19 protein-coding genes are annotated in these 24,762 nt (G+C 48.9%); 18 read left to right on the plus strand and 1 reads right to left on the minus strand.

The genetic code is table 11. The annotated features are described in order from the left end of the window. The first annotated feature begins 2 nt into the window (after positions 1-2). The 10 genes from FJQ58_RS21875 to FJQ58_RS21920 all read left to right on the plus strand — a co-directional run bounded on the left by FJQ58_RS21875 (position 3) and on the right by FJQ58_RS21920 (position 9,409). On the plus strand, positions 3-1,553 hold the full coding sequence (locus FJQ58_RS21875) for an efflux RND transporter periplasmic adaptor subunit (protein WP_162341673.1): 1,551 nt from the start codon (positions 3-5) through the stop codon (positions 1,551-1,553). Further along, complete coding sequence (locus FJQ58_RS21880) at positions 1,550-2,311, plus strand: ABC transporter ATP-binding protein (RefSeq protein ID WP_139996933.1); 762 nt, start codon at positions 1,550-1,552, stop codon at positions 2,309-2,311. The genes FJQ58_RS21875 and FJQ58_RS21880 overlap by 4 nt, the downstream gene beginning before the upstream one ends. Continuing rightward, positions 2,253-3,443, plus strand: coding sequence for an ABC transporter permease (locus FJQ58_RS21885; RefSeq protein WP_139996934.1), 1,191 nt, complete (start codon positions 2,253-2,255; stop codon positions 3,441-3,443). The genes FJQ58_RS21880 and FJQ58_RS21885 overlap by 59 nt, the downstream gene beginning before the upstream one ends. A 73-nt stretch (positions 3,444-3,516) precedes the next feature. Beyond that, positions 3,517-4,746 carry a stage II sporulation protein D gene (gene spoIID, locus FJQ58_RS21890; RefSeq protein WP_238404243.1) on the plus strand — a complete coding sequence of 410 codons (1,230 nt, stop codon included), beginning with the start codon at positions 3,517-3,519 and terminating at the stop codon, positions 4,744-4,746. 81 nt (positions 4,747-4,827) lie between these two features. Then, positions 4,828-5,571 (plus strand): M23 family metallopeptidase, encoded by a 744-nt coding sequence (locus FJQ58_RS21895; RefSeq protein ID WP_139996935.1) that lies wholly within the window; start codon positions 4,828-4,830, stop codon positions 5,569-5,571. Between the two features lie 189 nt (positions 5,572-5,760). Beyond that, positions 5,761-6,048 (plus strand): sporulation transcriptional regulator SpoIIID, encoded by a 288-nt coding sequence (gene spoIIID, locus FJQ58_RS21900; RefSeq protein ID WP_053373789.1) that lies wholly within the window; start codon positions 5,761-5,763, stop codon positions 6,046-6,048. Between the two features lie 124 nt (positions 6,049-6,172). Beyond that, complete coding sequence (mreB, locus tag FJQ58_RS21905; protein WP_139996936.1) at positions 6,173-7,165, plus strand: rod shape-determining protein; 993 nt, start codon at positions 6,173-6,175, stop codon at positions 7,163-7,165. Positions 7,166-7,338: 173 nt separating this feature from the next. Beyond that, complete coding sequence (locus FJQ58_RS21910; RefSeq protein WP_139996937.1) at positions 7,339-8,202, plus strand: flagellar hook-basal body protein; 864 nt, start codon at positions 7,339-7,341, stop codon at positions 8,200-8,202. A gap of 33 nt (positions 8,203-8,235) precedes the next feature. Beyond that, entirely contained in the window at positions 8,236-9,078 is an 843-nt protein-coding gene (locus FJQ58_RS21915) for a flagellar hook-basal body protein (protein ID WP_139996938.1), read from the plus strand. Between the two features lie 16 nt (positions 9,079-9,094). Continuing rightward, positions 9,095-9,409: a DNA-directed RNA polymerase subunit beta gene (locus tag FJQ58_RS21920; RefSeq protein ID WP_238404245.1), complete on the plus strand. Its 315-nt coding sequence runs from the start codon at positions 9,095-9,097 to the stop codon at positions 9,407-9,409. 153 nt (positions 9,410-9,562) lie between these two features. On the opposite strand, the gene FJQ58_RS21925 is transcribed toward FJQ58_RS21920, so the two are convergent. Continuing rightward, the gene (locus FJQ58_RS21925) at positions 9,563-11,770 is read right to left on the minus strand and encodes an Ig-like domain-containing protein (protein WP_139996939.1); all 2,208 of its coding nucleotides are present in this window, start codon (positions 11,768-11,770) and stop codon (positions 9,563-9,565) included. A gap of 216 nt (positions 11,771-11,986) precedes the next feature. Between FJQ58_RS21925 and FJQ58_RS21930 the strand changes: the two genes are divergently transcribed. The 8 genes from FJQ58_RS21930 to FJQ58_RS21965 all read left to right on the plus strand — a co-directional run bounded on the left by FJQ58_RS21930 (position 11,987) and on the right by FJQ58_RS21965 (position 24,669). After that, a complete protein-coding gene (locus FJQ58_RS21930; RefSeq protein WP_139997027.1) occupies positions 11,987-12,559 on the plus strand; it encodes a CDP-alcohol phosphatidyltransferase family protein in 573 nt (190 codons plus the stop codon). Between the two features lie 174 nt (positions 12,560-12,733). Beyond that, positions 12,734-13,165, plus strand: a complete 432-nt coding sequence (gene fabZ, locus FJQ58_RS21935; protein WP_138753720.1) for a 3-hydroxyacyl-ACP dehydratase FabZ — start codon at positions 12,734-12,736, stop codon at positions 13,163-13,165. A gap of 32 nt (positions 13,166-13,197) precedes the next feature. Next, positions 13,198-14,925, plus strand: coding sequence for a phospho-sugar mutase (locus FJQ58_RS21940; protein ID WP_139996940.1), 1,728 nt, complete (start codon positions 13,198-13,200; stop codon positions 14,923-14,925). Positions 14,926-14,960: 35 nt separating this feature from the next. Then, on the plus strand, positions 14,961-17,108 hold the full coding sequence (locus FJQ58_RS21945; protein ID WP_139996941.1) for a DUF5693 family protein: 2,148 nt from the start codon (positions 14,961-14,963) through the stop codon (positions 17,106-17,108). Continuing rightward, complete coding sequence (csaB, locus tag FJQ58_RS21950) at positions 17,069-18,247, plus strand: polysaccharide pyruvyl transferase CsaB (protein WP_139997028.1); 1,179 nt, start codon at positions 17,069-17,071, stop codon at positions 18,245-18,247. Before FJQ58_RS21945 ends, csaB begins: the two co-directional genes overlap by 40 nt. Before the next feature lie 64 nt (positions 18,248-18,311). Further along, positions 18,312-19,016 (plus strand): WecB/TagA/CpsF family glycosyltransferase, encoded by a 705-nt coding sequence (locus FJQ58_RS21955; protein WP_139997029.1) that lies wholly within the window; start codon positions 18,312-18,314, stop codon positions 19,014-19,016. A gap of 103 nt (positions 19,017-19,119) precedes the next feature. Beyond that, positions 19,120-20,262 (plus strand): glycosyltransferase family 4 protein, encoded by a 1,143-nt coding sequence (locus tag FJQ58_RS21960; protein WP_139996942.1) that lies wholly within the window; start codon positions 19,120-19,122, stop codon positions 20,260-20,262. Positions 20,263-20,523: 261 nt separating this feature from the next. Continuing rightward, entirely contained in the window at positions 20,524-24,669 is a 4,146-nt protein-coding gene (locus FJQ58_RS21965; protein WP_139996943.1) for an S-layer homology domain-containing protein, read from the plus strand. Positions 24,670-24,762 lie beyond the last annotated feature (93 nt).

The following is a 24,762-nucleotide window of genomic DNA, read 5'->3' on the forward strand; positions in this document are numbered from 1 at the left end:
ACATGAAGAAATGGACGATAGGGCTCAGCATTTTGATAATTTTGGCTGCAGCCGGAACAGGCGCTTATTATTTTTATTTTGCCAAGGACAAAGAAGCAGCAGGCGCAACGGCAACATCGCGAACGGTAACGGCGACTAAAGGATCTATCGTCAAACAAATCAGCGGGACGGGTTCCGTGGCTGCTAACTCGCGGGAAACGGTAACAGCAGGCAAAAGTGGCACCATTGCTACGGTGAATGTGAAATTGGGCGATAAGATTAAAGCAGGACAGATTTTAGTTACGTTTGAGGCAGCAGAGGATAATGAAGATAAAATAACGTCGATTCAAAAAAGCATTACAAAGCTGGAAGAATCTATTGTTGAATATCAAGAAAGCTATAAGGAAGCGACCGGCACCGAAAATGAAGAGGTGACCAAAAAATCGCTTCAGAAAAATATGGAGAGTGCCAATTCTGATATCGCGGATTATCAAGATCAATTGGCAAAGATCTACGAAGAGCAAGTGAAAGAGGAAAAAGCAGTGACCGCGTCCATTGACGGAGAGATTACAGAAATGAGCATCGAGGTTGGCGATGAGGTTAATGCCAACACAACGATTGCCTCCATTGTCGATTATACGGCGCTGGAGTTTGTTACTTCTGTGGATGAGCTCGATATTTCTTCGGTAAAAGTAGGCCAGGCGGCGGCGATTACTTTAAGCTCGATTGCCGACCGGACCATTGAAGCGACCGTATCCGAGATTGCGAAGGAAGGCACTTCAAGCAATGGCTCATCCGCGTTTTCGGTAAACATCCTCCTTAATGACATCGAAGGCGTTATGGTGGGTATGTCCGGCGAAGCGGCGATTACAATCGAATCCAAGGAAAATATTATTCTCGTTCCTGTTAACGCGGTTGTTGAAATGGGAACAAGATCTTTTGTGCGCGTTCCAGCTGATAATAGCGGGACTGCCTCAACCGGGAGCGCTCAGCAGCCTGGCAGGACAGGCGGTGCAGCGGGAGGACAGCAAGGGGCTGCGGCCGGACAAGGCAGTGGTGCGACTGGTGGACAGCAGGGTGCTGCGACCGGACAAGGCGGTGAAACGGCTGGAGGGCAGCAAGCCCCGGCACAAGGAAACGGGACTTCTGGAACGAGGCAGTATGGAGGAGCAAGAGGAACCGCGGCAGCAGGACAGGCGTCGGCGGAAGGCGGTCAGGCGCGTGTGGGGGACGGGGCCTCAGGTCAGGGCGGCTTCGCGGCCGGAGGACGCGCTGGGGGCCCAATGGCAGATGCGCTGGGCGGACAGCTTGTTGAGGTGACGACAGGTCTGAGCGACGAAAATTTTGTTGAGATTGTTTCCGGACTGAAGGAGGGGGACAGCGTGCTTATTCCGCTTGCTCAAGGAACAGTAGGCATGGGAACAGGCGTCGAAGAAACGAACATGCAGCAAGGCGGCTTCCCCGGAGGCGGCATGGGCTTTCCTGGCGGTGGAGGCATGGGTACTGGCGGCGGCATGGGCGGTATGGGTGGCGGCGGTGGCGCAACACGCGGCACTGCAGGTGGCTCGCGATGAGTACAAACGCTAATGTTCCTCTGATTGAGATGAGTAATGTGTCAAAATCGTATATGATGGCGCGGGAAAAAACGACGGTCTTGCATGAAGTATCCTTGAAGGTTGCCCATGGCGATTTTCTGGCCATTGTTGGCCCATCCGGGTCCGGGAAATCAACATTAATGAATATCATCGGCTGTCTCGATTTGCCGAGTGAGGGAAGCTACAAGCTTGAAGGATTGGAGATCATGGGCCAAAGCGACAATAAGCTGACGGAAATGCGCAACAAGAAGATCGGCTTTATTTTTCAAGGCTATCATCTGCTTCCCAAGCTTTCCGCATTGGAGAATTGCGAGCTTCCGTTGATTTACCGGGGGCTGCCTGGCAAAGAAAGAAAGCAGCGTGCGATGGAAGCGCTGGAGCGAGTTGGGCTTGGGCAACGGATGCATCACCGGCAAAATGAGCTCTCGGGGGGACAGCAGCAGCGCGTGGCAATTGCCCGGGCGCTTGCGACAAATCCGCCAATGCTGCTAGCGGATGAACCCACGGGGGCGCTGGATTCCAAGACGGGAATGGAAGTACTCAGCATGATGGAGGAGCTCAACCGCGCGGGTCAGACAATCGTCCTGATTACGCATGACATGGAGGTCGCGAAGCGGGCCAGGCGTACGGTGATCATACGGGATGGGGTGTTGACGGAGCAGGAAAGGAGGAACAGCGATGAAACTTACGCAGGGCCTCAAGATGGCAGTGAAAAGCGTCTTGTCCAACAAGCTTAGAACCGTATTATCCATGCTAGGAATTTTGATCGGCGTGGCGACAGTCATCGCGCTTGTAGCTATGGGGAAGGCATCCTCTAACGAGGTTGCCAAGCAGGTCTCCTCTCTCGGTAGTCCGAATTCGTTGTCGGTAACGATTCTTGGCCGGGGAACGGTAACCACTTTGTCCGTAGATGAAGCTAACGAGCTTGGCGATGTTATGAATGTGGCAGGAGTAGCACCGGTGACGAGCGCTACCGGGTATGCCAAATATGGGAAAACACAAGTGTCTGTTACCGTTGAAGGAATCACAGCCGCCTATGAGAAGGTAAAGGAATTCCCGGTGCAGGACGGCAGGTATATCGCTGCTCCCGATATTAAAAACAATACGAAGGTCGCTCTAATCGGCGTAGACACCGCTACGGATTTATTTGAGGATGAAGGCGTGGACCCATCTGCGGCAGTAGGCAAGAAGATCACGATTAACGGATATATTTTCACCATTGTCGGATTGCTTGAATCGCAAGGCAGCTCTCTTACAGGATCGAATGACGAGAAAATATTAATTCCGGTCACGACGGCGCAAAAAGTGTTTCAAACCAGCGGCGTATCTACCATTAACCTGATCGTATCCGATACAAGTCTGATGTCTGCGACCGTAACAGCGGTTGAAACGGTCCTCTATGAGAAATTCCGCGGCAACGAGAATGCTTACCGGGTGCTCAATCAAGAGGAAGCGATGAAGACGCTAAACTCAGTGAATGAAACGATGAACAGGCAGCTGATCTATGTGGCCATCATCTCGCTTATTGTAGGCGGAATCGGCATTATGAATATTATGCTCGTATCCGTAACGGAGCGGACGAGAGAGATTGGCATTCGCAAGTCCTTAGGGGCGAAGAAACGCGACATTCTGTTTCAGTTCCTAGTAGAGGCGGTATGCATTAGCGGCCTAGGAGGCGCGCTTGGCATCGGACTCGGCTATGTTGCCTCGTTTATTATTGGCGTCGTCATGAAAACTGAAACCGAGGTTCCCTTGGAAACGGTCGGAGTAGCTTTCATATTCTCAGCATTTGTTGGTGTAGTATTTGGTTATTTGCCCGCGAATAAGGCAGCCAGCCTTCGTCCGGTTGACGCGCTTCGCCACGATTAGCCATGAAACGGTTCTACCCTATTATTTTGGCTCATAGAATGAACCATCAAGACCGGTTTGAGAGAGTGGCGGGATGGCTGCTCTCTTAACGGTCACGGTGGAAGGAGAGCTCATGAGACGAAGGGCAGGAAAGTTTTCAATCGTTGATTTGCTGCAAGGTTTGCGGACAAGCAGAGGAGTGGCTTGGTTTGCCGTCGGCGCGATGATGGGTGCATCCATCCTGCTCGTAAGGCTTTCGCTGAATGAACTAAACGAGGTTCAGGCGCGTTCCTATGAGGATGGCCGTGCGAATGTAAATCTTACGGAAGGCACTGCCGGCACGAAGGAGAATGACGCAGGATGGTCTCCGTCTTTAGGCAGTATCGCAGGGCAGGGCGGGGAGAAGTCAACCATAGGCAAAGAAACTGCTAAGAAAGAACAGGATGCGCTAGACCAATTGGTAGTACGGGTTTACCTGACGAAGGAAAAACGAATTGAGAGTGTTCCGTTAGAAACCTATGTCCGCGGAGTTGTTGCCGCAGAAATGCCAATCGGTTTTGAGCTGGAGGCGCTTAAGGCGCAAGCGATCGCGGCACGCACCTATATGGTGCGCAGAATGGTTCAGGGAAATGACAGCGGCGTTCCGGTGAAGGGCGCGGACGTGACCGATACGACCGAGCATCAGGTTTATATTTCTCTGTCGGCGCTTGCAGAGAAATGGAGCGGAGATGAACAGAAGTCGAACATAGGCAAGCTGACCGATGCCATTGAACAGACAAAAGGCATGATCATTACATATCAAGGCGAACCGATCGACGCTGCTTTTTTCTCGACAAGCAATGGGTACACCGAAAATTCAGAGGATTATTGGCAGCAGAAAATCCCCTATCTACGAAGCGTAGCGAGTCCATGGGATCAGGCAATCTCGCCTAAGTATAAAGAGACAGTGAAGCTTTCTCTCAAAGACTTCTACAGCAAGCTTGGTTTATCCAAGAAGCAGGCTTCTAAATCCTCGATACGCGTCATAGAGAAAACTCAGGGCAACCGCATTAGTAAAATTGCAATAGGAGAGACGACGCTAACAGGAAGAGAAGTGAGAGAGAAACTGGGCTTGGCTTCCTCTCAATTCATCTGGAGCATTAAGGGAAATACCATTTCGATTACTACTTATGGCTATGGGCATGGCGTCGGCATGAGCCAATACGGAGCAAACGGAATGGCTGAATCGGGAGCAAGCGCCGAGGACATTTTATCTCATTATTACTCTAGCGTTCAGGTGGAGCAAGCTTCGAAGCTTCCTAATTTGGTCGCAAGCCGCTCGTAGTTTAAACTCTTTCATTATTTTATAGCACCTCACGTATAAACCTAGCAGAACTGGCAACAATGGCTAGTGAGGTGATAGAAAATGAATGATCAAAACAAACCGAAGCAAAAACCAGAAGAAACTCCCAAAACAGTTCTGGGAGGAACGTCTGCCGCCAAATCTAGCAGTGGATGGAAGAGCCTTTTTGCAAAGCGATGGGTATCTCCAGCAATCTTCATGGCCGCGGCAGCAATTATCGTAACCTTAATGTGGATCTATCAGGGAGCGGATCAGACAAGCACACCTACAACAGGAAAAACCGATACTACTGAAGTTTCACAAGGTGAAGAAGTTACTGCACCAGAAGGCAAAGGCGAAGATACACTCCCGGTCATCGCCGGCGGCGAGCAAATGAAATGGCCTTTGACGGATAAGGCCGCACTGCAAGTCGAGCTTCCGTTCTATGATGAGAAAGCGACAGATGAAGAAAGAGCTGCCGCTGTGGTACAAACCGGAACCAGCTTCTCCCCGCACATGGGCATGGATTTTGTAGACCCGGATGGGAAAACGTTTGACGTGCTTGCCGCATTATCCGGTAAAGTAACCCATGTTGAGCAGCACCCGACGAATGGCAACATCGTTGAAATTACACACGAAGGCGGTCTCGTGACCGTGTATCAAAGCTTGGCGGATATCGCGGTGGCAGAAGGCGATGATGTTGAACAAGGAACCATTATTGCCAAAGCAGGCCGCAACGAGCTCGAGCGTGATCTCGGCATCCACCTGCATTACCAAATCTTGAACAACGGCAAGGCGATTAATCCAAGCTCATTGATCGTGGAGTAATCGGTACAAGCGAAACGGCTTTCGAAAAAAATAGGTCTTTAGACGTACAGGCAGGGGTGAAAACCCTGCCTGTTTTACGTTTTTATGAAAATTTATTCACATTCAGGCTTGTTAGGCTTGACCACAACGAATATATACGTGACCTACTCATATAATGTACCAAACTATCTCGAGTAGGGAGGCGGGAACGTGCACGATTACATTAAGGAGCGAACCATTAAAATAGGCCGCTGCATCGTGGAAACGAAGCACACGGTGCGAACGATTGCCAAGGAGTTCGGCGTATCCAAAAGCACGGTGCATAAGGACTTAACTGAGCGGCTTCCTGAAATAAACCCCGATTTGGCTGATCAGGTGAAGCACATTCTCGAGTACCACAAATCCATTCGCCATTTAAGGGGAGGAGAAGCAACCAAGATAAAATACAAGAAAACGAGTACGAAGAAACGCGAAGTGCTTGCGGCAGGAAAGCTATGAAGTTTTTTCTCGAATTATAGAGGAATTTTGTCTTATTTGGCGAATAATGAACGTTAGCGGTTTCTGCGTCATGGGAACCAAACGTACGTTTTGTAATTATTATTCGTTGGGGGACTTAAGCCTTATGTTGAGCAAGGATATTGGGATTGATTTGGGCACAGCCAATGTTTCCATTCATGTGAAAGGAAGAGGCGTTGTACTCGATGAGCCTTCAGTCGTAGCGATTGAAAGCGATTCGAAGCGCGTACTCGCTGTTGGCGAGGAAGCCCACCGAATGGTAGGCCGGACGCCTGGCAATATTATAGCGATTCGTCCGCTGCGTGACGGTGTTATTGCGGATTTTGAGATTACTGAAATTATGTTGAAAGCTTTTATTGACCGTGTCGAGGGACGGAAGTGGTTTAGCCGTCCCCGAATTCTTATTTGCGCGCCGACGAACATCACTTCGGTTGAGCAAAAGGCGATTCGCGAGGCTGCAGAACGCAGTGGCGCAAAAGAAGTGTTTCTTGAGGATGAACCGAAAGCTGCCGCTATCGGGGCTGGAATGGATATTTTCCAGCCTAGCGGCAATATGGTCGTAGACATTGGCGGGGGCACGACAGACGTGGCCGTTCTTTCCATGGGTGACGTTGTTACCGCCTCTTCAATTAAGGTTGCAGGGGACAAGTTCGACGATGCCATCATGAAGTTTATCAAAAGTAAGTACAAGCTTCTTATCGGCGAAAGAACAAGCGAAGATATTAAAATCAAAATTGGCACCGTGCTGGAATATGGCCGCCAGGAAGAGATTGATATTCGCGGGCGGGACATGGTCTCCGGGCTGCCGCTTACGCTGACCATTCGTTCAGGAGAGATTCGCGAAGCGCTGTGGGATCCGATTATGTCGATCGTCTCAGCTGCCAAGTCGGTGCTTGAGCGTACGCCGCCAGAGCTTTCGGCGGATATTATTGACCGTGGCGTTATTTTGACCGGTGGGGGAGCTTTGCTGGACGGACTTGATTCACTTCTTGCAGAAGAACTCAAGGTACCGGTCCTTATTGCGGAAGATCCTATGCATTGCGTAGTCAAAGGGACTGGCATCCTCTTAGATAACTTGGACAAGCTCGGAAAGAAGTAAGGGGCGACAGCGGCCAATAACTATTCATATGCGCGGGTAGGGAGCCTTAGGGGGGCGTAGCCGAGGCGTAAATGAGTCGTTGGTCGCATGGACAAGCTATTCAGCCAGCCTTGCTTTCAACCGATAACATATATAGGTAAGTTCGATTGGAAGCGGCCAAGGAGGTAACAACGATGTTAAGAGGATTATATACCGCAGCATCAGGCATGATTTCTCAGCAGCGCCGGCATGATACGGTAACCAATAATATTTCAAATATAAATACGCCTGGTTATAAGCAAACCAATGCGGTTACGCGTTCGTTTCCGGATATGATGCTGTCCTTGACGGGAGCAGGCGAACAAAATTTTAAACAGATCGGCAAATTGACGAACGGCGTGTTTGCGGAGGAAAGCTTGTCTATCCATCTTCAAGGAGATTTGACGCAGACGAATAACTCATCTGATTTTGCCTTGATATCGAATATTGATCTGAATGGCTTGTCTTTTGATGCATCAGGTAAAAATGTAGGCCCAGATGGCGAGGTTACGTTCCAGCCGCAAGCGTTTTTTACGATCCAGGATCAAAACGGCGAAACACGGTATACCCGGGGCGGGAAATTCACGTTAACGGAGGATGGCTTCCTTATGGCAAGCGATGGCTCCAGCGTGCTGGGAACGGACGGGCAACCGATCCAAATGCCTGCTGGCGTAGGTCTGGATAGCTTGATTTTGACTCGTGATCAGCGTTTTGTAGATGCGAATGGCGAGGATATCGGCGTTCAATTGTTGATCACCCGCATTGACAACCCGAATCTTCTAGTACGCGAAGGCAACGGCAGCTTCCGCTTCTCGGGCGAAGAGGGCGAGACTGTAGCGATCGCAGCGGATGAGCGAGTTGAAGTCAGACAGGGCTATGTAGAACGCTCTAACGTGGACGTGGCCCAGGCGGCAGTTGATCTGATGTCGGCGCTTCGTGCCTATGAAGCCAACCAGAAGGTTATTCAATTTTATGATCAGAGCTTGAGCAAAGCGGTGAACGACGTAGGTCGTGTGTAGCATGAGGCTTAATGCAGCGGAGGTGCACGAACAATGAACAGCTCAATGATTAACGCTATGGTATCAATGAACGGACTTCAGCAAAAGCTAGATATGCTCGCGGATAATATAGCTAACGTAAATACAGTAGGCTACAAACGCAAAGAAGCTACCTTTGAGGATCTTCTGACAAATCTAAGAAGCCAGCCGGAGGCGTTCAGCCAGCCAGGGCGGCTTACGCCCATGGATTTCACGCAAGGCTGGGGATCGCGGATGACTGCTGTACAGCCTAACCTTTCACAGGGACCTCTGCAAGGCACGGATAAGGATACGGATATCGCTATCGAAGGAAATGCGCTGTTTGAGGTTGAAGTGGACGGGGCGGGAAATCGCGCTTATACGCGTAATGGGGCGTTTCAGTTGACGGTCAGCGAAAACGGTGATACGATTTTGGCAACGGAGGATGGCTATCCGGTTGTCGCTAACGTGAGAGAGCCTCTGACTAACCGTATCGTCGAGGGCAATATCGTATTGCCGCAAGGCTTTAGCCTGCGTGTAAATACGGATGGAACGGTGCTGGGTGTTTCCTCCGACCGTACGGTTGAGCTTGGGAGCATCAAACTGCTGAAGGCTTCACGCCCAGCGGCGCTCACTGCGGTTTCTGACAACCTGTTTGTTGTTGCGAACGGAATTAATACAGGCGACGTGGTTCAGCAGATCGTACCGGATTCGGAAAATCTCATTTCGTTGCGCCAAGGCTCCTTGGAGCAATCGAATGTCCAGCTTACGGATGAGATGACCGAGCTTATTAATGTGCAGCGGGCTTATCAATTGGCAGCTAGAGCGTTGTCGTCAAGCGATACGATGATGAGCCTCACCAACGGGCTGCGCGCATAAGGATAGGATGATGTTAATGAGTATGGCCGATGAACGAATCGACCGTGAAGCAAGCGGATTCGGGAGTCAAGCGGATGAGGGCGGCTCCGAGAAGAAGAAGCGCGCTAGTCGCGCAAAGACGAACGGAAGCGTCAAGAAGAAGCAACGGCCCAAAGGGGTAAGAGTGCTGTTGTGGTTTTTACGCAAGAGCATCGTACCGCTCATCATGGTGATTATGCTTGTCGCAGGACTATATATTGGTTATGTTGTTGTGGGCAAGCAGCCTGAAGATGAAGTGTTTAGCTGGGGCACATGGCAGCATATCTATGATTTGATTTTTGCCGACGCTTAGTCATTATACAATAGAGGGTTGCTCAGAAAGCGGAATGATCTGCTCTTTGAACAACCCCTTTTTTTGCCCAAAAAGTCGCGAATACGGTATATAGTAGAAAAAGCAGATCACGGTTATGTCCGTGGTCTGCTTTTTCTCTGCTGTTGTTTATTCTTATTTCACGGTCACGCGAATCGTTACGCTTTTGCCTGCATAGGTTGCTTTAATGGATGCTGTGCCTTTGCCGACAGCAACAATTTTTCCTGCTACGACTGTTGCGACGCTTGCTTTGGAGGAAGTCCAAGCCGCATCGTCGGTTACGTTAGCGGGATTGCCCGTCGTGTAATTGGCCTGCAGCTTGGCAGAATAGGAGCCGCCAGCACTAAGCTGTACCGATTTGGTCGAAAGAACAAGCGATTTCAGCTTTTGAGAAACGATGACAGGCACGATGATGGTTTGCCCTTGGTAAGTACCGGAAATTTTGGTTGTACCTACGGCAGCGCCTTTAACCGATGTGCTGCTTACGCTCGCTACATTCGGATTGCCGGATTCCCAGTTCATTCTTGAACCTAGGGATACCTGTTTGCCGCTCTTATAATAACCAGTAACCTTGACTGACTTAGACTTGCCTGGATATAGCTCGATCGTCGTCGGTTCTACGACAAACTTAACGATCTCTTCCTCGATCTTCACTTTTACGCTGACGCTCTTCGTTAGGTACGTGGCTGTTAGCGTAACGCTGGAAACATCGAGCCCCTTCATAACGGTATCCTTTAATACAATATCTTCGGACGTCGTTTTCCATTTCACCCTGCTTGAAACGTCTTCCTCTTCACCATCGTCGTTAATGACTGTAACGGATGGGAAAGGCGTTTCTTTGCCTAAAATGACGCTAAGATCCTTTACGCTGGCTACAAGCTTCAATGGCTTGACGTGTACGATCAGGTCCACTTTTGCCTTGTAACCTTGCACGGTTGCGGTAAGCTCAGATTCGCCAAGTGCTTTGGCTGACCATTGCGCGTCTTTAATGACAGCGATCTTCTCATCCTCGCTTGTCCAGGTCGCAAGCTTGGTCACATCGACCTTTGTCCCGTCAAACGTGGTTGCCATTACTTTAGGCAGATCCTCGCTGATGCCAACAAATCCGTCAATAGTTTCCGTTTCAATGGAAATTGCGGTAATGCTTGGATATACGGTGATATCAATACTGCGGCTAATTCCTTTATAGGTTGCCGTAATCTTAGCTGTGCCAACGGCCTTGGGAGTGACTTTGCCCCCATCGACCGTAGCAACTACGACGTTGGAAGAAGACCATTCAGCAGTACTTGTTACGGGCAAGGTAACGTTTGAATTGCTAAGCACCTCGGCTGTAACTTGAAGCGGCGTGTCCTGCAAGAGTAGGTGGTACTCCTTCTCAGGCGATAGCTTGATCGATTGGTAAGCGGTACGTACCACAACATCAATCGTGGAGGAAACTCCTTTATAGGACACCGTTATCGTTGTTTTGCCTGCGGCAACGGCGGAGACGACTCCTTTTTTGACCGTTGCGACCTTTTCATTCGCGCTTGTCCATGTGGCTGTATCTGTCACTACAGACGTCCCGCCTGTTTTTTCTGCAACAGTCGCGGTCAGCTTCTGGTCATCAGAGCCGATGTCCATTTCGATTAGCGAGCCGGGTTTTTCCGGAGTTATCGTGATGGATTTGTAAGGCGACGAGACGGTAACGGTGATGGCATCGGATTTTCCTTTGTATTTTGCCGTGATTGTTACGGCACCAACGCCAAGCAAGGTCAGGGTTCCGTCGTCGACGGTAGCAATGGCCGAGTTGGAGGTTGTCCATACGGCATCATCAGTAATATCCTTTGAGACATTTGACTTCGTGCCGTTTAATTTAAAGCTCAGCGCTTGTCCGATTTCGATATCAGTCTTATCAGGAGCGGTTAGGCCATTCTGTATAAGGGTTACTGAATCGTAGACATAATCAGAAGCAACTTTGATGGAAATGGTGAAGCCTTTATAAGTAGCACTTACCGTCGCAGTTCCTTTGCCGACACCGGTAAGCATTCCGCTTTCTACTTTGACGAGCGAAGCGTTGGATGTTTTCCATGTGACATCTGATGTGACATCCTTCTTCGACGAAGATCCTGAAATGGAAGCAAAAACGGATAAATTGACTTTATCATCTTCAACGAAAGCTTGGAGCGATGATGTGCTGCTGTTGTAATCGGACGCATCGTAAGTAAATTCAATGCCGGTTACGGTATCCTCTGCTGCGTTCACGACGCTAGTTAATGAAGTCATAATAAGTACAAAAGCGAGCAGAGCGGCTAACCACCTGCGAGTATCTTTCAACGACATGCCAAAGCGTAAACTAAAATTCACTACATCCCTGTCCTTTCTTGTTTGAAGTAAGTTTGAAGTAAAAGGTCTTCTATTAATAACGGTAAATGGAAGGTGAAAATGAATAACGATTCCAAATTCTTACAATAAAAGTTTTGTTAAGCTCGGAGCTTTGTTGTTTGTCCCTCAAGTTCTATGGTCATGGGAGCAGCGATAGTTTTATTTTTACGGGAGGTAGTTGTATAATAGTTGGGAACCATGGTGAGCAGTCAGCAACAGGTAGAGGAGCGTGAGAGTTTGAATCTGCCGAATCTATTAACATCATTGCGTTTTGTATTGATTCCAGTCTACATAGCGGTTTTTGCAAAGGGGTATATGATTCCTGCCTTTGTGATTATGGTCGCAGCGGGCGTTACCGATGTGCTTGATGGTTATATCGCACGACGTAGCGGGCAGGTTACCAGACTAGGCATGATGCTCGATCCGCTCGCTGACAAATTGATGCTCATAACCGTTATCGGATCGCTGCTTATTTCCGGCCATATTTCATGGGCTGCTGCTGCAGCGATGTTTTTGCGCGATTTGGGCATGATAGCGGGGGGCCTATATTTTCATTTTCGAGGAAAAAAGACGGTGCCCGCCAATTGGATGGGGAAATTGACTACCGTGCTGTTCTATGTGGCGATTATGCTTATTTTCTTTGAAGTGCCGGACGCACATTCGTATCTGTGGGCCGTCATTGCGTTTTCCTTTGTTACTTCCATTATGTATATTGCAATGTTTAAGGCGCTCAATAAGCCGGCAGCGAAAACGCCAACCGGGCATTTGTGATCATCCTAGGCTTCTACATATGAACAAAGAGGCTTGGCGTAGGACACTTCTGGTCCAAGCAGCCAAGCCCCTTATCTTAACCTTCATAAACTGCAGTTTTATGAGGGATATGTATAGTGTCGTACATTTAGGCTTTTTTTATACTACATCACATCCGAAAGGGGTTTATTTGACATGTTGGATATCAATCAAATTCAAGAAATTATTCCGCACCGCCCGCCTTTCCTGTTAATCGATCGTATTTTGGAGGTTGAGCCAGGCGTACGTGCTGTCGGTCTCAAAAACGTGACGATGAACGAACCTTATTTTGTCGGCCACTTTCCAGGTTATCCGGTTATGCCCGGCGTGCTTATTGTAGAAGCGCTTGCCCAAGTAGGTACTGTGGCTATGCTGATGATTGAAGCGAATAAAGGCAAGCTGGGTTTTTTTGCAGGCATCGACGGCTTCCGTTTTCGCGGACAAGTTAAACCGGGCGATACCTTGACGCTCGAAGTTCAAATTACAAGGCTTAAAGGTTCTATTGGCAAAGGGCAAGGCACAGCAAGGGTTGGCGATCAAATCGTTGCTGAAGGCGAGCTTATGTTTGCTTTATCTAATCCTTCATAAATTAAATTCATGAATGAAAGAGGCTGCTACTTATGACGAATCCGACTAATGATACGGTTATTGCTAAATATGAGGCTTGGCTGAATGATCCGCTCATCGATGCTGCGACGAAAGAAGAGCTTCGCGGTCTGGAGGGACAGGAGAAGGAAATTACGGACCGTTTTTATCGTGACCTTGAATTCGGGACGGGCGGCTTGCGCGGCGTCATGGGCGCGGGTACGAACCGTTTGAATGCATATACGGTAGGCAAAGCTACGCAGGGTCTTGCAAATTGGCTGCTTGCGGGAGCGAATGCAGACGGATCAGGCTCATCTGTCGTGATTGCCCATGATTCGCGTAACTATTCGCCAGAGTTTGCGCTTGATGCTGCCTTGGTGCTTGCTGGGAACGGCATTACCGCTTATTTGTTTAGCGCGCTTCGCCCCACGCCACAGCTTTCCTACGCGGTGCGTGCGCTTAAAGCGTCTAGCGGTATCGTGATTACGGCAAGTCATAATCCGCCCGAATATAACGGTTATAAAGCTTACGGCGCGGATGGCTGCCAGCTTATTCCGGAAGAGGCGGAGCAAGTTATTACGGCAATCGGAGAAATTTCCGGCTTTGATGAAGTGAAGAGAATTACTCGCGAGGAAGCAGAAGCCAAAGGTTTGCTTCGCTGGCTGGGCGAAGAGGCTGATCAGCAGTTCATTGATACGGTTGTCGCTCAGAGCTTGAATGCCGACCTTATCCAAGGCGGGATTGGCGAGAAGTTCAGCGTCGTTTTTACGCCGCTTCATGGGACAGGCAATATGCCGGTTCGCGAGGTGCTGAAGAAGGTAGGCTTCTCCAATGTGCATATCGTACCGGAGCAGGAGCAGCCTGACGGTTATTTCAGCACGGTGAAATCGCCTAACCCGGAGGAGCGTGAAGCATTTACGCTTGCAATTAAACTGGCTCAGCAGGTGAATGCTGATATTATCATCGGTACGGACCCGGATGCGGACCGCATGGGCGCCGTAGTGAAAAATAATGAAGGCGAATATGTTGTGCTTACCGGCAATCAGTCTGGCGCCTTGATGGTTCATTATGTGCTTAGCCAATTGAAAGAACGCGGCCAACTGCCTGACAATGGCGTGGTTGTCAAAACGATTGTCACTAGCGAGCTGGGAGCGGATATTGCGCGCTCTTACGGCGTTGACGTTGAAAATACGCTGACCGGTTTTAAATATATTGGGGAAAAAATGACCCGCTATGAACAGACAGGCGAGCGTACTTTCTTGTTCGGATATGAAGAAAGCTACGGTTATTTGACAGGTACTTATGCGCGGGACAAAGATGCCATCGTTGCGGCCCTATTGATCGCAGAAGCGGCTGCGTATTATAGCAGCCAGGGCAAAACGCTTTATGATGTCCTTTTGGAGCTATATGCGCAATTCGGCTTCTATTTGGAGGGGCTGGAATCGCGTACGCTCAAAGGCTTTGACGGCGTGCAAAAAATCGGCGCAATCATGGACGATTGGCGTCAAAACCCGCCGGCTGAGATTGGCGGTGTCAAGGTTGAGCAAGTTCTCGATTACGGCAAAGGGCAAGACGGCCTGCGTCCTGAGAATGTATTGAAATATTTACGCGAGGACGGATCTTGGTTCTGCTTGCGGCCTTCGGGCACCGAGCCGAAGATCAAGGTTTATTTTGCGGTCAAAAGCGAGTCGAAGGATGCCGCTGCTGCTGCGCTGGAAACGCTGAAAGCTGCCGTTATGGAACGGGTAGACCGGAGCGAATAGAACGATAATCAACCTGTTTAGAACGGAGGAATTACGTGTTTTTACGTTGGCAGCAATGGAATCGGCGCGCAAGATTTGTACTATGGGTAATTGCATTGATCGGAGTAGCGGCAGCTTTGCCGCTTGGCGCGGTTCGTATGGATATGGAGAAATCATCGAAGCAAATCGAGTATGTATTTGATTACCGGGATATCATTGAGGTGGCCGAGAAACAGCCGAGGCCTCAGATTTTTCTCGCTGAAAAGCTAGCTATGCTGAAGGAAGCCGGCATTGCGACGATGGCGGTCTATGAAAGCTCGCTGAAAGAGCTGCAGATTTCAGGCAGATTGACGTATTACAGCTCCAGAGATGCAGCGCTTCTTCAAGGGAAATTTGAGCCGCTAGGTCAAAATTTCACTTATATCTTGTTTAATGGGCCGGAGGAAGAAGAAAAGATCGGGCCGATCGTAAGGGAAGCGTTTGATCGTTCCGACGCTGCCTATAGCAATTGGTCGTACGGTGGCCGCAATGGCATTGTCGTAGAGATTCCGATCGCCGAAGCGATTATGAAAACGCTGGATTTCGATCCGATGTCCCTCGAAACGATACATGATGCCGGTTTTGGCATCCTGCCGCGTTTGTCGGACCGTATCAAGCCTTATGACGAAGCGGCGACGGAAGCGTTGCTTGCCAAATTAAATGGCTACGGCGTCAATCGGGTCTTGTTTGACGGCGACAAAGTAAAAGGCGCCTCGGATCAAGCGACGGATAAAAGCCTTGATAAATTCGGGGAATTGTTGAAAAAATACGATATGGGCGTCGCAGCCATTGAAAATTTGAAAAAACCTCAACAAGGCATAAATAAATTAGCATATATTACAAACTATAACGTAGTCAGACTGTATTCCTTGTCTGAGAACGATGGTATGACGATGGAGCCTGAGGCGATTGCCGATCGTTTTCTGCTGGCAGCCAAGGATCGGAACATCCGGATGTTCTTTATAAATGGAACGGTGGTGTCCAACACCGACAAAGCAAAAATCGTTAACTCCTTGGATAGACTGAGCGAAGCGATGAGCGGCAAGCAAGGTATCGTTGCCAAACTGGCGGACGCGGGTTTTACTCCGGGAACGCCGAAGGCGTTTGACTATGATCCGCCGTCATGGAGCAAACCTGTTCGTGCTGTCGTGGCCGTTGCAGCTGTTGCTTTGATCGCATTATTGGTAGGGGCATTCATTCCGGGAGTATACATTCCTGTATTTATAATTGGGCTACTTGGCAGCGCGGCGCTGTACAAGCTTAACAGCTCGGTTATGGAGCAAGGGCTTGCCTTAGGCGCAGCGATTGCCGCTCCTACGCTAGGATTGGTATGGGTCATGAACCGCATTTATTCCCGTACCGTTGGCGATCGTCGAGTTGTCGGCGGCGCAAGCTGGTCCATTGGCCGGAGCAAGCATGGACAAGCTGCTCCGCAGCCTGGCGCTGTTTATGAAAATACGAGCCGGATGAAATGGGTGTTCCCGGCTTTATCCACGGGACGCCGTTTCGGACTGGCATTGAATTGGTTTATCGTGGCGACGCTGATTTCACTTATGGCTGTACCGGTTGTGTTCGGATTGTTGAGCAACATTACGTACAATTTGGTATTGGAGCAGTTCCGCGGAGTAAGTCTCCTCCATTTGGCTCCGATCGCGCTCGTGGCCGTTTATGTTCTGCTTTATAACGGGCAGTTGTCGATCGGGAAGCTTAAACCGCTGTTATCCAAGCCAATTACGCTGACCTGGATTATTTTGGCCGGAATCATTGGTGTCATCGGTTATTATTACTTGTCTCGCACAGGGAATAGCGGGCAAGTTACTTCACTTGAACTTGTGATTCGACATTTTTTGGAGTCGAACTTTGGCGTTCGTCCTCGCTTTAAGGAGTTTTTGCTGGCGCATCCGCTGCTTCTGCTCGGATTGTTCCTGTCGCTGCGTTACCGCGCGGCATGGCTGCTTGTCATTGTGGGCTCGATTGGTCAGCTTTCGATGGTGGATACATTCGCGCATCTTCATACGCCGCTGTACATTTCCACCATTCGTGTTCTGCTTGGCCTAGGTACGGGCCTAATTATCGGTTGTATCTTAATCGTGGCATGGCAGCTAGTGGAAGGAGCATTACGCAAATGGGCACCGGCAATCGTTCGCAAGTTTACCGAATCGTAATTTCAGGCTATTACGGCTTCCACAATAGTGGTGACGAAGCTGTGCTGCGTTCGATTTTGCTTGCTCTTGGTGAGGAAGGTGAGGCACAAGGCGTTCGGATCGAACCGATCGTCTTATCGGCTGACCCTGCTTGGACAAGCCGGATGTATGGCGTTGAATCGGTTCGGCGCATGCATCCGGGAGACTTATGGCGAGCGCTGCGAAGCAGCGATGGGTTGATCAGCGGTGGCGGAAGCCTGCTGCAGGATGCGACTAGTGCCAAGACGATCCCGTATTATACGGGCGTCATGAAGCTGGCGCAGTTGCTCGGCAAACCCACGTTTGCTTATTCGCAGGGCATCGGCCCGGTCAACCGCCGTTGGATGGATCCGCTTATAAAAGGCGTGATGAATCGCAGCGCTTATGTATCCGTTCGTGATGCGGAATCGGCTGCGTTGCTAGGGCGCATCGGTGTTCCGGCTGAAAGGATCGACGTTGTGCCCGATCCGGTCATGGGCTTGCCGCTTCCGGCGGGCTCGCAGGAAGCGGCGCTTGGCGCGGCGCCTGCGGGACAAGCCGCAGGCGCGCTCATCGCGCAGGCGCCGCCGCTGGTCGGCGTATCGCTGCGCCGCTGGCGCGGCGATGGCGCCGACCTCGCTCGCGCCGCCGAAGCGCTGGTCGCGCTGTCGAAGCGCCAGCCTGTGCGGCTGCGCTTCCTGCCGTTCCACACCCCCTCCGACACGGAAACGTCGGAGGAAGTGATGGAACGGCTGCGCGGCCGGCTCGGCGACGGCTCCACCGCCGAGCTGGCCGCGCCCGGCGACGACCCCCAGCAAATGCTGCTGGAGGTCAGCCGGTGCGACGCTTTGCTCGGCATGCGCCTCCATGCGCTCATATATGCCGCAGGCCAAATGGTTCCTATGATTGGCCTCTCCTACGACCCGAAGATCGATCAATTTCTGAATCGACTTGGGCTAAAGGCGATTGGCACGACGGAGCACCTCGATGCCGATGCATTCGCGGCAGCGGCAAGCGCGCTGCTGGAAGACAAGGCAGGCTGGCAAGCGAAGCATAAGCCGGCGATCGACCTATTAAAACAACAATCGCAAAAACCGGCGCAACAAATCATTCATTTATTGCGTCATACTTTATCGAGGTGATTCCCTCTTGTCGAAACAACTACCGACAGTGCCGATTTATGGCATACCGTTCTCCAAAGCGAGCATGGATGAGACGGTCGATTATTTAACTTCTGCTATCGAAGCAAAACGAATTACACATGTCATTACAGCAAATCCGATCATGATTATGTCTGCGGTTGAGGATGCGAAGTACAGTACAATGATCCGCAAAGCAGACCTTATCGTACCCGACGGCGCAGGTGTTGTATGGGCTGCGAAGCATGTAGGAACGCCTGTTGCGGAACGGGTGACGGGCTTTGATTTGCTGCACCGTCTTCTTGAGCAAGGTGAATCCCGCAAATGGAAAGCTTACTTGCTTGGCACCTCGCAGGAGATTATTGAAGCCGCAGCCGAAAAACTGCAGCTGCAGTACCCTCAGGTGAAAATTGTTGGCTATCGCAATGGTTTTTTTGGGGCTGAGCAGGATGAGGAAGTCGTAGAAGCCATTCGCGAGGCCGCGCCTGATTTATTGTTTGTCGCCCGTGGGGCGGATACCCAAGAGCCGTGGATCGTTAAATACAAGCAAAGGCTTGGCGTACCGCTGATTATGGGCGTCGGCGGCAGCTTCGACGTCGTGTCAGGCAAGCTGAAGCGAGCGCCGATGGCGTTCCAAAAACTTCGTCTGGAGTGGTTTTATCGTCTGCTTCAAGAGCCGAAAAGATACAAAAGAATGCTCGTTTTGCCGAAATTCGTAGTGAAAGTGCTTCGCGACAAAGAAAACGTAACAAAACCTAGGCCTACGCCGTGAAAATCTCGTTAAAACCATGAAAATTGGATGAAAACGGAGTTGGTATTTCTTTTTCAATCGGAGTATAATTCTCTTCGGTAGAAAGAAAAGGGGAGTTGCACAGATGCCGGTTGGCTTGTTGTATACGATTGGGTTCATTATCGCACTAGTTCTTGCCGTTGCGATGACGCCGCTTGTTAAGAAATTTGCTTTCAAGGTTGGCGCAATAGACAAACCAAACCACCGCAAAGTACATACGCGGATTATGCCGCGTCTGGGCGGTCTAGCTATTTATATTGCATTTGTTGGCGCGTTCTTTATTTTGTCGCCATTTATACCGGACGGCTTGCTTCGTCCTCAGGATTCGAATATGATCAACGCTCTTCTAGTGGGCGGAACGATGATTATTATTTTAGGAGCCTTTGACGATCGCTTTGAGCTTTCCGCCAAAGTAAAGCTACTTGGTCAAGTAGCAGCGGCATGCGTTGTCGTCTTTGGCTTTGATGTGAAGATTGATTTGCTGAACATTCCGTTTGGTGAGACGATGCAGCCGATTGCCGGCTGGATCAGCATTCCGCTTACGATTTTGTGGATCGTTGGCGTAACCAATGCCATTAATTTGATTGACGGCTTGGACGGGCTGGCGGCGGGTGTCTCCGGCATCGCAATCGCAACCATTGTTGTGATGGCTTCGCTTATGGGCTTCCAACCGGTCATTCTGCTTAGTACTCTTCTTCTTGGGGGAATCGTAGGGTTTCTGGTGTTCAACTTCCATCCGGCCAAAATTTTTATGGGCGACTCAGGCTCACTGTTTCTCGGCTTCAGCTTGGCAACACTATCTATGCTCGGCTTCAAGCAGGTAACGATCGTCTCATTTGTAACGCCTTTGCTTATTATTGGAGTGCCGCTTTCGGACACTTTCTTCGCCATCGTGCGCCGCTGGGTGAACAAGAAGCCGATATTCGCTCCGGACAAAGGCCATTTGCATCACAGGCTTCGCGACCTTGGTTTTAGCCATCGCCGTACGGTCCTCATTATTTGGGGTGTAGCGGCTATCTTCGGCGGTTTGGCAATTGTACAATCCGCAGTCGTGCAGTCGAGCGCTGCCAACTGGATTACCTTTGCCGTTATCTGCATGCTGATGTTTTTCCTGCAGATCGGTGCTGAGGTTACCGGTATCGTGGACAAAACGCGTAGACCGCTTATCAATTTCCTGAATCGCATGAGGCACCGCCTCAAGGTGGATGCGGAATCCCGTTCGAAATAAGCAAGTGCTCTGGCTCCGATCTGGCGGCCAGGGCTCTTTTTTTTGTGCGAAAGTGCTGAAATAACTAAAAAAATGGGAGTTCGAAACCGATAACAACAATACAGAACTTTTCTGCAGTCAGCGAGTCTAACTGCAAAGCAACGAAAGCTGACCAAAGAGGAAAAGGGAGGAAGGTTTATTCGGAGATAGGCCGCATAGTCGTCAGTCCACTCACTATTTAAATACTAATGCTTGTTATATACATAAAGGAGGAACACTGTTTTGAAAAGAATTCTTTCATTAGCCCTAACGCTGGCATTGTTAATCACATTGCTGCCGCCGTTCGGTTCATCGCAAGTGGCAACAGCCGCAACAGGCAGCTTCAGCTTTCCGACCGAGAAGGATTTATCCACGCAAGCGAGAGTTACAACAGACCCAAGCCTAACGCTGACCGGATCGATTACAGGGGTAGACCCGTCATCGGTTTCTTACAGCGTTGTTCAGGTTATTAATAACAAAGGCAATGATGACCCCGCAGACGATCAATTAGGCTCCAAACGCGAAAATATTACAAGCAACATTTATATCAACGGCTTCAATATTCAAGTGTATAACGTAGAGCTATTTCCTGGCTTGAACCGCATTACCTTTAGAGGTATTCAAGGCGGAGGGGAAGTAACCAACTCTATTTATATTGAATATCACAATGGACCAGTATTCTATGATCTAGTAGCACAACTCGACGGCAACAAATTCAACATCGAAGAAGCTGGCACAACAGTCGTTCACTCCACGGCTTCTGCTGGCCGCCAATCGGCAGATATCAGCCTTACAGGCTTCGCGCCTAATGCGCAGCAAGTAACGGTTGTTGTCAATGGCAGCAGCAAAACCTATTCGGTGAATAGCTCGAACAGCTACCAGTTTGCGGCATCTCCGATTACGCTGCAAAAGGGTAAAAACCTAGTGACGATTAAAGTCCAAAATGCCAACCAAACGGTAGAAACGACACGTGAGGTTGCTTTCTATAATGGCGAGGTCACTTTTTATGATGTGAATTTGAATGGAATTAACGGCGCAGGAACAGCGATTAACTCCTCCGAGCCGCTTGAGTACAATCCTAACTTACTTGTAACGAATACGAACTCGACACAAGTTAAAGGTAAAATTATTGTTCCTAACTTTTTGAAGGATGATTCGGTTCCGCCTGACGGTACTTTGGAGCCCCACCCAAATCCTACACAGAACATTCCTATTAAGTATACAATTACGGGTGGCGGTGTAACGCAGCCGGCGACACCGATTTCACAGGTCGCTACTCCAGTGGGCACCTACACGGGCAACGAGGCCTTCTTTATTTATGAATTTACTGCACCAATCGGTACAGCGTATTCGTTAGCTTTTGATAAATCATACAATATTCAATTCACAGCGAAGAATGCAAGAAAAACAGCGCTTGGCCAGCCTGATGACGAAGGAACCGGCCTTATGGGCTTCTCGCTTCAAAATGCTAGCGCTCGTTTTATCGATACGATTAGCTACTTGAGTGGTTATCGCTCAGGAAACGGCGAGGCGCTGACAGGAACACCTCTTGAAGGGGCGAATCTTTATAGCGTTCCGTTTGCGATGGAAGTGCTGGTAGGCAATCCTGTTCTATCGGATGTTAGTGATTTAGTGACCGTAACGGATATCAAAAATGTATCTAATGCTTCTGCAACTGGCTATGACTATGCTGCGGCTGGAAATATCCAAAACATGTCGTCTAGTCTTGTTAACAAATTTGTTAATGTAAACGGCAAGATCTACAAGCGTGAAATCCTTGTATTCAAGAAGCTTCCTTTTGAGGGCACACAAACGATCACGCTTAATGTAGGCGGAACAACGGGTGTTACGAAGCAAGTCAAATTCACAATGCTTTTTGGCCCTTACGTTAGCTATACAAGCGCATTTGATAATATGACCGTTTATGACGATACAAATAAGTTGAAAACAGAACGTATTGCCGATGCCATCACGACTACTTTGAGTGATTTTAAAGGTATTCTGAATAATATCAACAATACTTCAGAAATCCGTTATGATTTTGACAGTGCGACAAACGCAGCCCAGACCGTATTCTTTTATGTGAATAATACGCCGATTAAGCTGCAGCAGGATGGTTCTGCAACGAACTTTAAGATTTTAACTACGGAACGCGAAAAAGCTTTTGATGCTTTGTTCAGCGGGGAAAATGAAATTAAGTTCCTTTTCCAGGGAAGTAAAAATTCCTACGAGAAAAAAATTAAAGTATATATGATTCCTACGAATCTCCCTGTCATTCCTGTGGAAGGCACAACGATTTATCCTTACGGAATCAATTACACAGAACCACTGCCAAATGATCCAAACTTCGTGAACCGCGGCGGGATTTATACGACTAATGAAGCAAATATGAATGTGTTCGGTACTTTTGACTTCATTGATTTTATCGCTTCTGGCCAAACGAATGCCGATATTGTGAATACGATTCAAAATAAAATCAATCAAATGAAAGTAACAACGAATGGCCTTACCACACCCGATAAATATATTTTGAAAATAGAAAGCAGCGCGTTTACGGCTCCTATTCGCTGGGACCTGAACAAGCAGCTCATTATTATGGACGGTCCTACGGTTATAGGTTCAGTTAACAACACGGCAAATAACGACGTTGCTGGTCTTGCTGTCAGATATGACTACAAAACGAAAACTTTCTCATTCATTTTAGGCGGGCAAGCACTTAATTCGGATGGCAGCTCGAGCGTCTATACGTTTACGGTGTACAATAACGGAGAGACAGGACCAAAAGCTTCTTACCGTTTAGAGGTCGATCCGACATCGCTCCCGTATACAGTTCTTCGTCCGATTTTGCCTAACAAAAGCATCGTTAACCAAAACTATGTAGAAGTTATCATTGACGCACCTGGTGCGACATCCGTAGTTATTAATAAACAAAATGCTGAAAAAATCGATTTCGATTCTGATAATAACCCTGCAACCGTTGAGCAGTTATACAAAAACTCTTACCGAGTATTTGTAGACAAGTTGAAGGTTGGCAAAAATAAGATCGATTTTGTTATCTCAAGCGCTAACGACAAAGTACAAAGCAGCATTGAGATCACTTATGCACCGACCAATATTCCAGGCGCGCAATATTTGGAGACGATGGCTAGCAGCCATAAAGTTTTCGAGGGCGCAGTCAACTTGAAATTTGAAAAAGGAACGACGTTGATCCGAACAGACTTTAACGTTCCAGCTGCGCTGAAGAACCAAGTATTTACAGGCCATAATCTATTGTTTGCCATTGCCAACTCGGAAGATGGAGTCGTTGACCGTCGCGAGCTTGAAGCGCTACCACCGAACTTCAATATTATATTGGAGAGCTTTGGCACAAGATTCCGATTGTCTTATCCAACGCGCTTTACCAAAGCAAGCCCGGTTTACTGGATTGACGCAGGACTTGCCGATGATCCGGCAACGACCCCATATGATCCATTAACAAGGGGTGTTGACCCTTACCAGTTCCCTAACGCAAAAGGTACGGGCGGCACTAAAATACCAACTTATGATGAGCGACCAGACAACCGTGAATTAGTTACTTCTAAGGTCGGTACCCTGACGCTTTCATTTGATCCAAACATGAAAGACAGTGTGGGAACGATCATTACGGTTTACCGTTATGATGTAAAAGCGAAATATTGGGAAAATATCGGCGGTGTCGTCGATGTCAAGAAAAATACGATCACTGTACCATTCAGTAAGTTTGGATATTATGTGGTTGGCAAGATGGTTTACTCTTATACCGATATGACATCGCATCCTTACGCGAGAAATTATCTGGAAGCAATTTTTGCCAAAGGCATTATGAATGCTGCGGGCTTTGACGATTTTGGTTCCAATATCTACATTTCACGTGGTGAGTTTGCACGAATGATGGTTAAGGCACTGGATATTCCGCTTAACTATGAGCTGAGTAAGCCACATTTCGATGATGTGCCTGCAATCATTAATCCAGATGCGTTGTGGGATTACCGCTATGTCGAGACAGCAGCAAGGGAGGGCATCATTCGGGGGACTGGACCGCGTACCTTCCAGCCAAGTGCTAGCCTAACGCGTGAAGAGGCTTCGGTTATCATTGCAAGAGCACTCGATATGAAGCTGGCTACTGACACCGCAAAAATCGACAAGGATCTTGAGAAGACGTTTAAGGATGGCGCTAACGTCAATTACTATGCGAAGAGCTCCGTTCTTGCGATTGCCAAGAAGAAATACATTCTAGGCTCTCTCGTTGATCCAAGCAATCCGAAAGCAGGCTCGGTATTCGAGCCAAGATCAAACCTGCTTCGTTCTGATGCTGCAATTATCGTAGCTCGCATCCTGGCAGATTTGAAGAAGCTTCCAAGCATCGGTTAAATATCTTTCACAATAGAAAAATCTGGTCGTTTAGATTTTTAGACGGCCAGGTTTTTTCGCATAAAGCTTGGATTTTTTGTTCGTGTGAAACAT

The organism is Paenibacillus paridis (genome assembly GCF_006345825.1).
Taxonomy (GTDB): domain Bacteria; phylum Bacillota; class Bacilli; order Paenibacillales; family Paenibacillaceae; genus Pristimantibacillus; species Pristimantibacillus paridis.

Excerpts from the sequence above, each read along its gene's own strand:
- spoIID (WP_238404243.1), top strand. The coding sequence starts at position 3,517 with ATGGCTGCTCTCTTAACGGTCACGGTGGAAGGAGAGCTCATGAGACGA.
- fabZ (WP_138753720.1), top strand. The coding sequence starts at position 12,734 with ATGTTGGATATCAATCAAATTCAAGAAATTATTCCGCACCGCCCGCCT.
- FJQ58_RS21915 (WP_139996938.1), top strand. The coding sequence starts at position 8,236 with ATGAACAGCTCAATGATTAACGCTATGGTATCAATGAACGGACTTCAG.
- FJQ58_RS21895 (WP_139996935.1), top strand. The coding sequence starts at position 4,828 with ATGAATGATCAAAACAAACCGAAGCAAAAACCAGAAGAAACTCCCAAA.
- mreB (WP_139996936.1), top strand. The coding sequence starts at position 6,173 with ATGTTGAGCAAGGATATTGGGATTGATTTGGGCACAGCCAATGTTTCC.
- FJQ58_RS21885 (WP_139996934.1), top strand. The coding sequence starts at position 2,253 with ATGAAACTTACGCAGGGCCTCAAGATGGCAGTGAAAAGCGTCTTGTCC.
- csaB (WP_139997028.1), top strand. The coding sequence starts at position 17,069 with ATGGGCACCGGCAATCGTTCGCAAGTTTACCGAATCGTAATTTCAGGC.
- FJQ58_RS21880 (WP_139996933.1), top strand. The coding sequence starts at position 1,550 with ATGAGTACAAACGCTAATGTTCCTCTGATTGAGATGAGTAATGTGTCA.
- FJQ58_RS21875 (WP_162341673.1), top strand. The coding sequence starts at position 3 with ATGAAGAAATGGACGATAGGGCTCAGCATTTTGATAATTTTGGCTGCA.
- FJQ58_RS21940 (WP_139996940.1), top strand. The coding sequence starts at position 13,198 with ATGACGAATCCGACTAATGATACGGTTATTGCTAAATATGAGGCTTGG.
- FJQ58_RS21920 (WP_238404245.1), top strand. The coding sequence starts at position 9,095 with ATGAGTATGGCCGATGAACGAATCGACCGTGAAGCAAGCGGATTCGGG.
- FJQ58_RS21955 (WP_139997029.1), top strand. The coding sequence starts at position 18,312 with ATGGATGAGACGGTCGATTATTTAACTTCTGCTATCGAAGCAAAACGA.
- FJQ58_RS21960 (WP_139996942.1), top strand. The coding sequence starts at position 19,120 with ATGCCGGTTGGCTTGTTGTATACGATTGGGTTCATTATCGCACTAGTT.
- FJQ58_RS21930 (WP_139997027.1), top strand. The coding sequence starts at position 11,987 with ATGGTGAGCAGTCAGCAACAGGTAGAGGAGCGTGAGAGTTTGAATCTG.
- FJQ58_RS21910 (WP_139996937.1), top strand. The coding sequence starts at position 7,339 with ATGTTAAGAGGATTATATACCGCAGCATCAGGCATGATTTCTCAGCAG.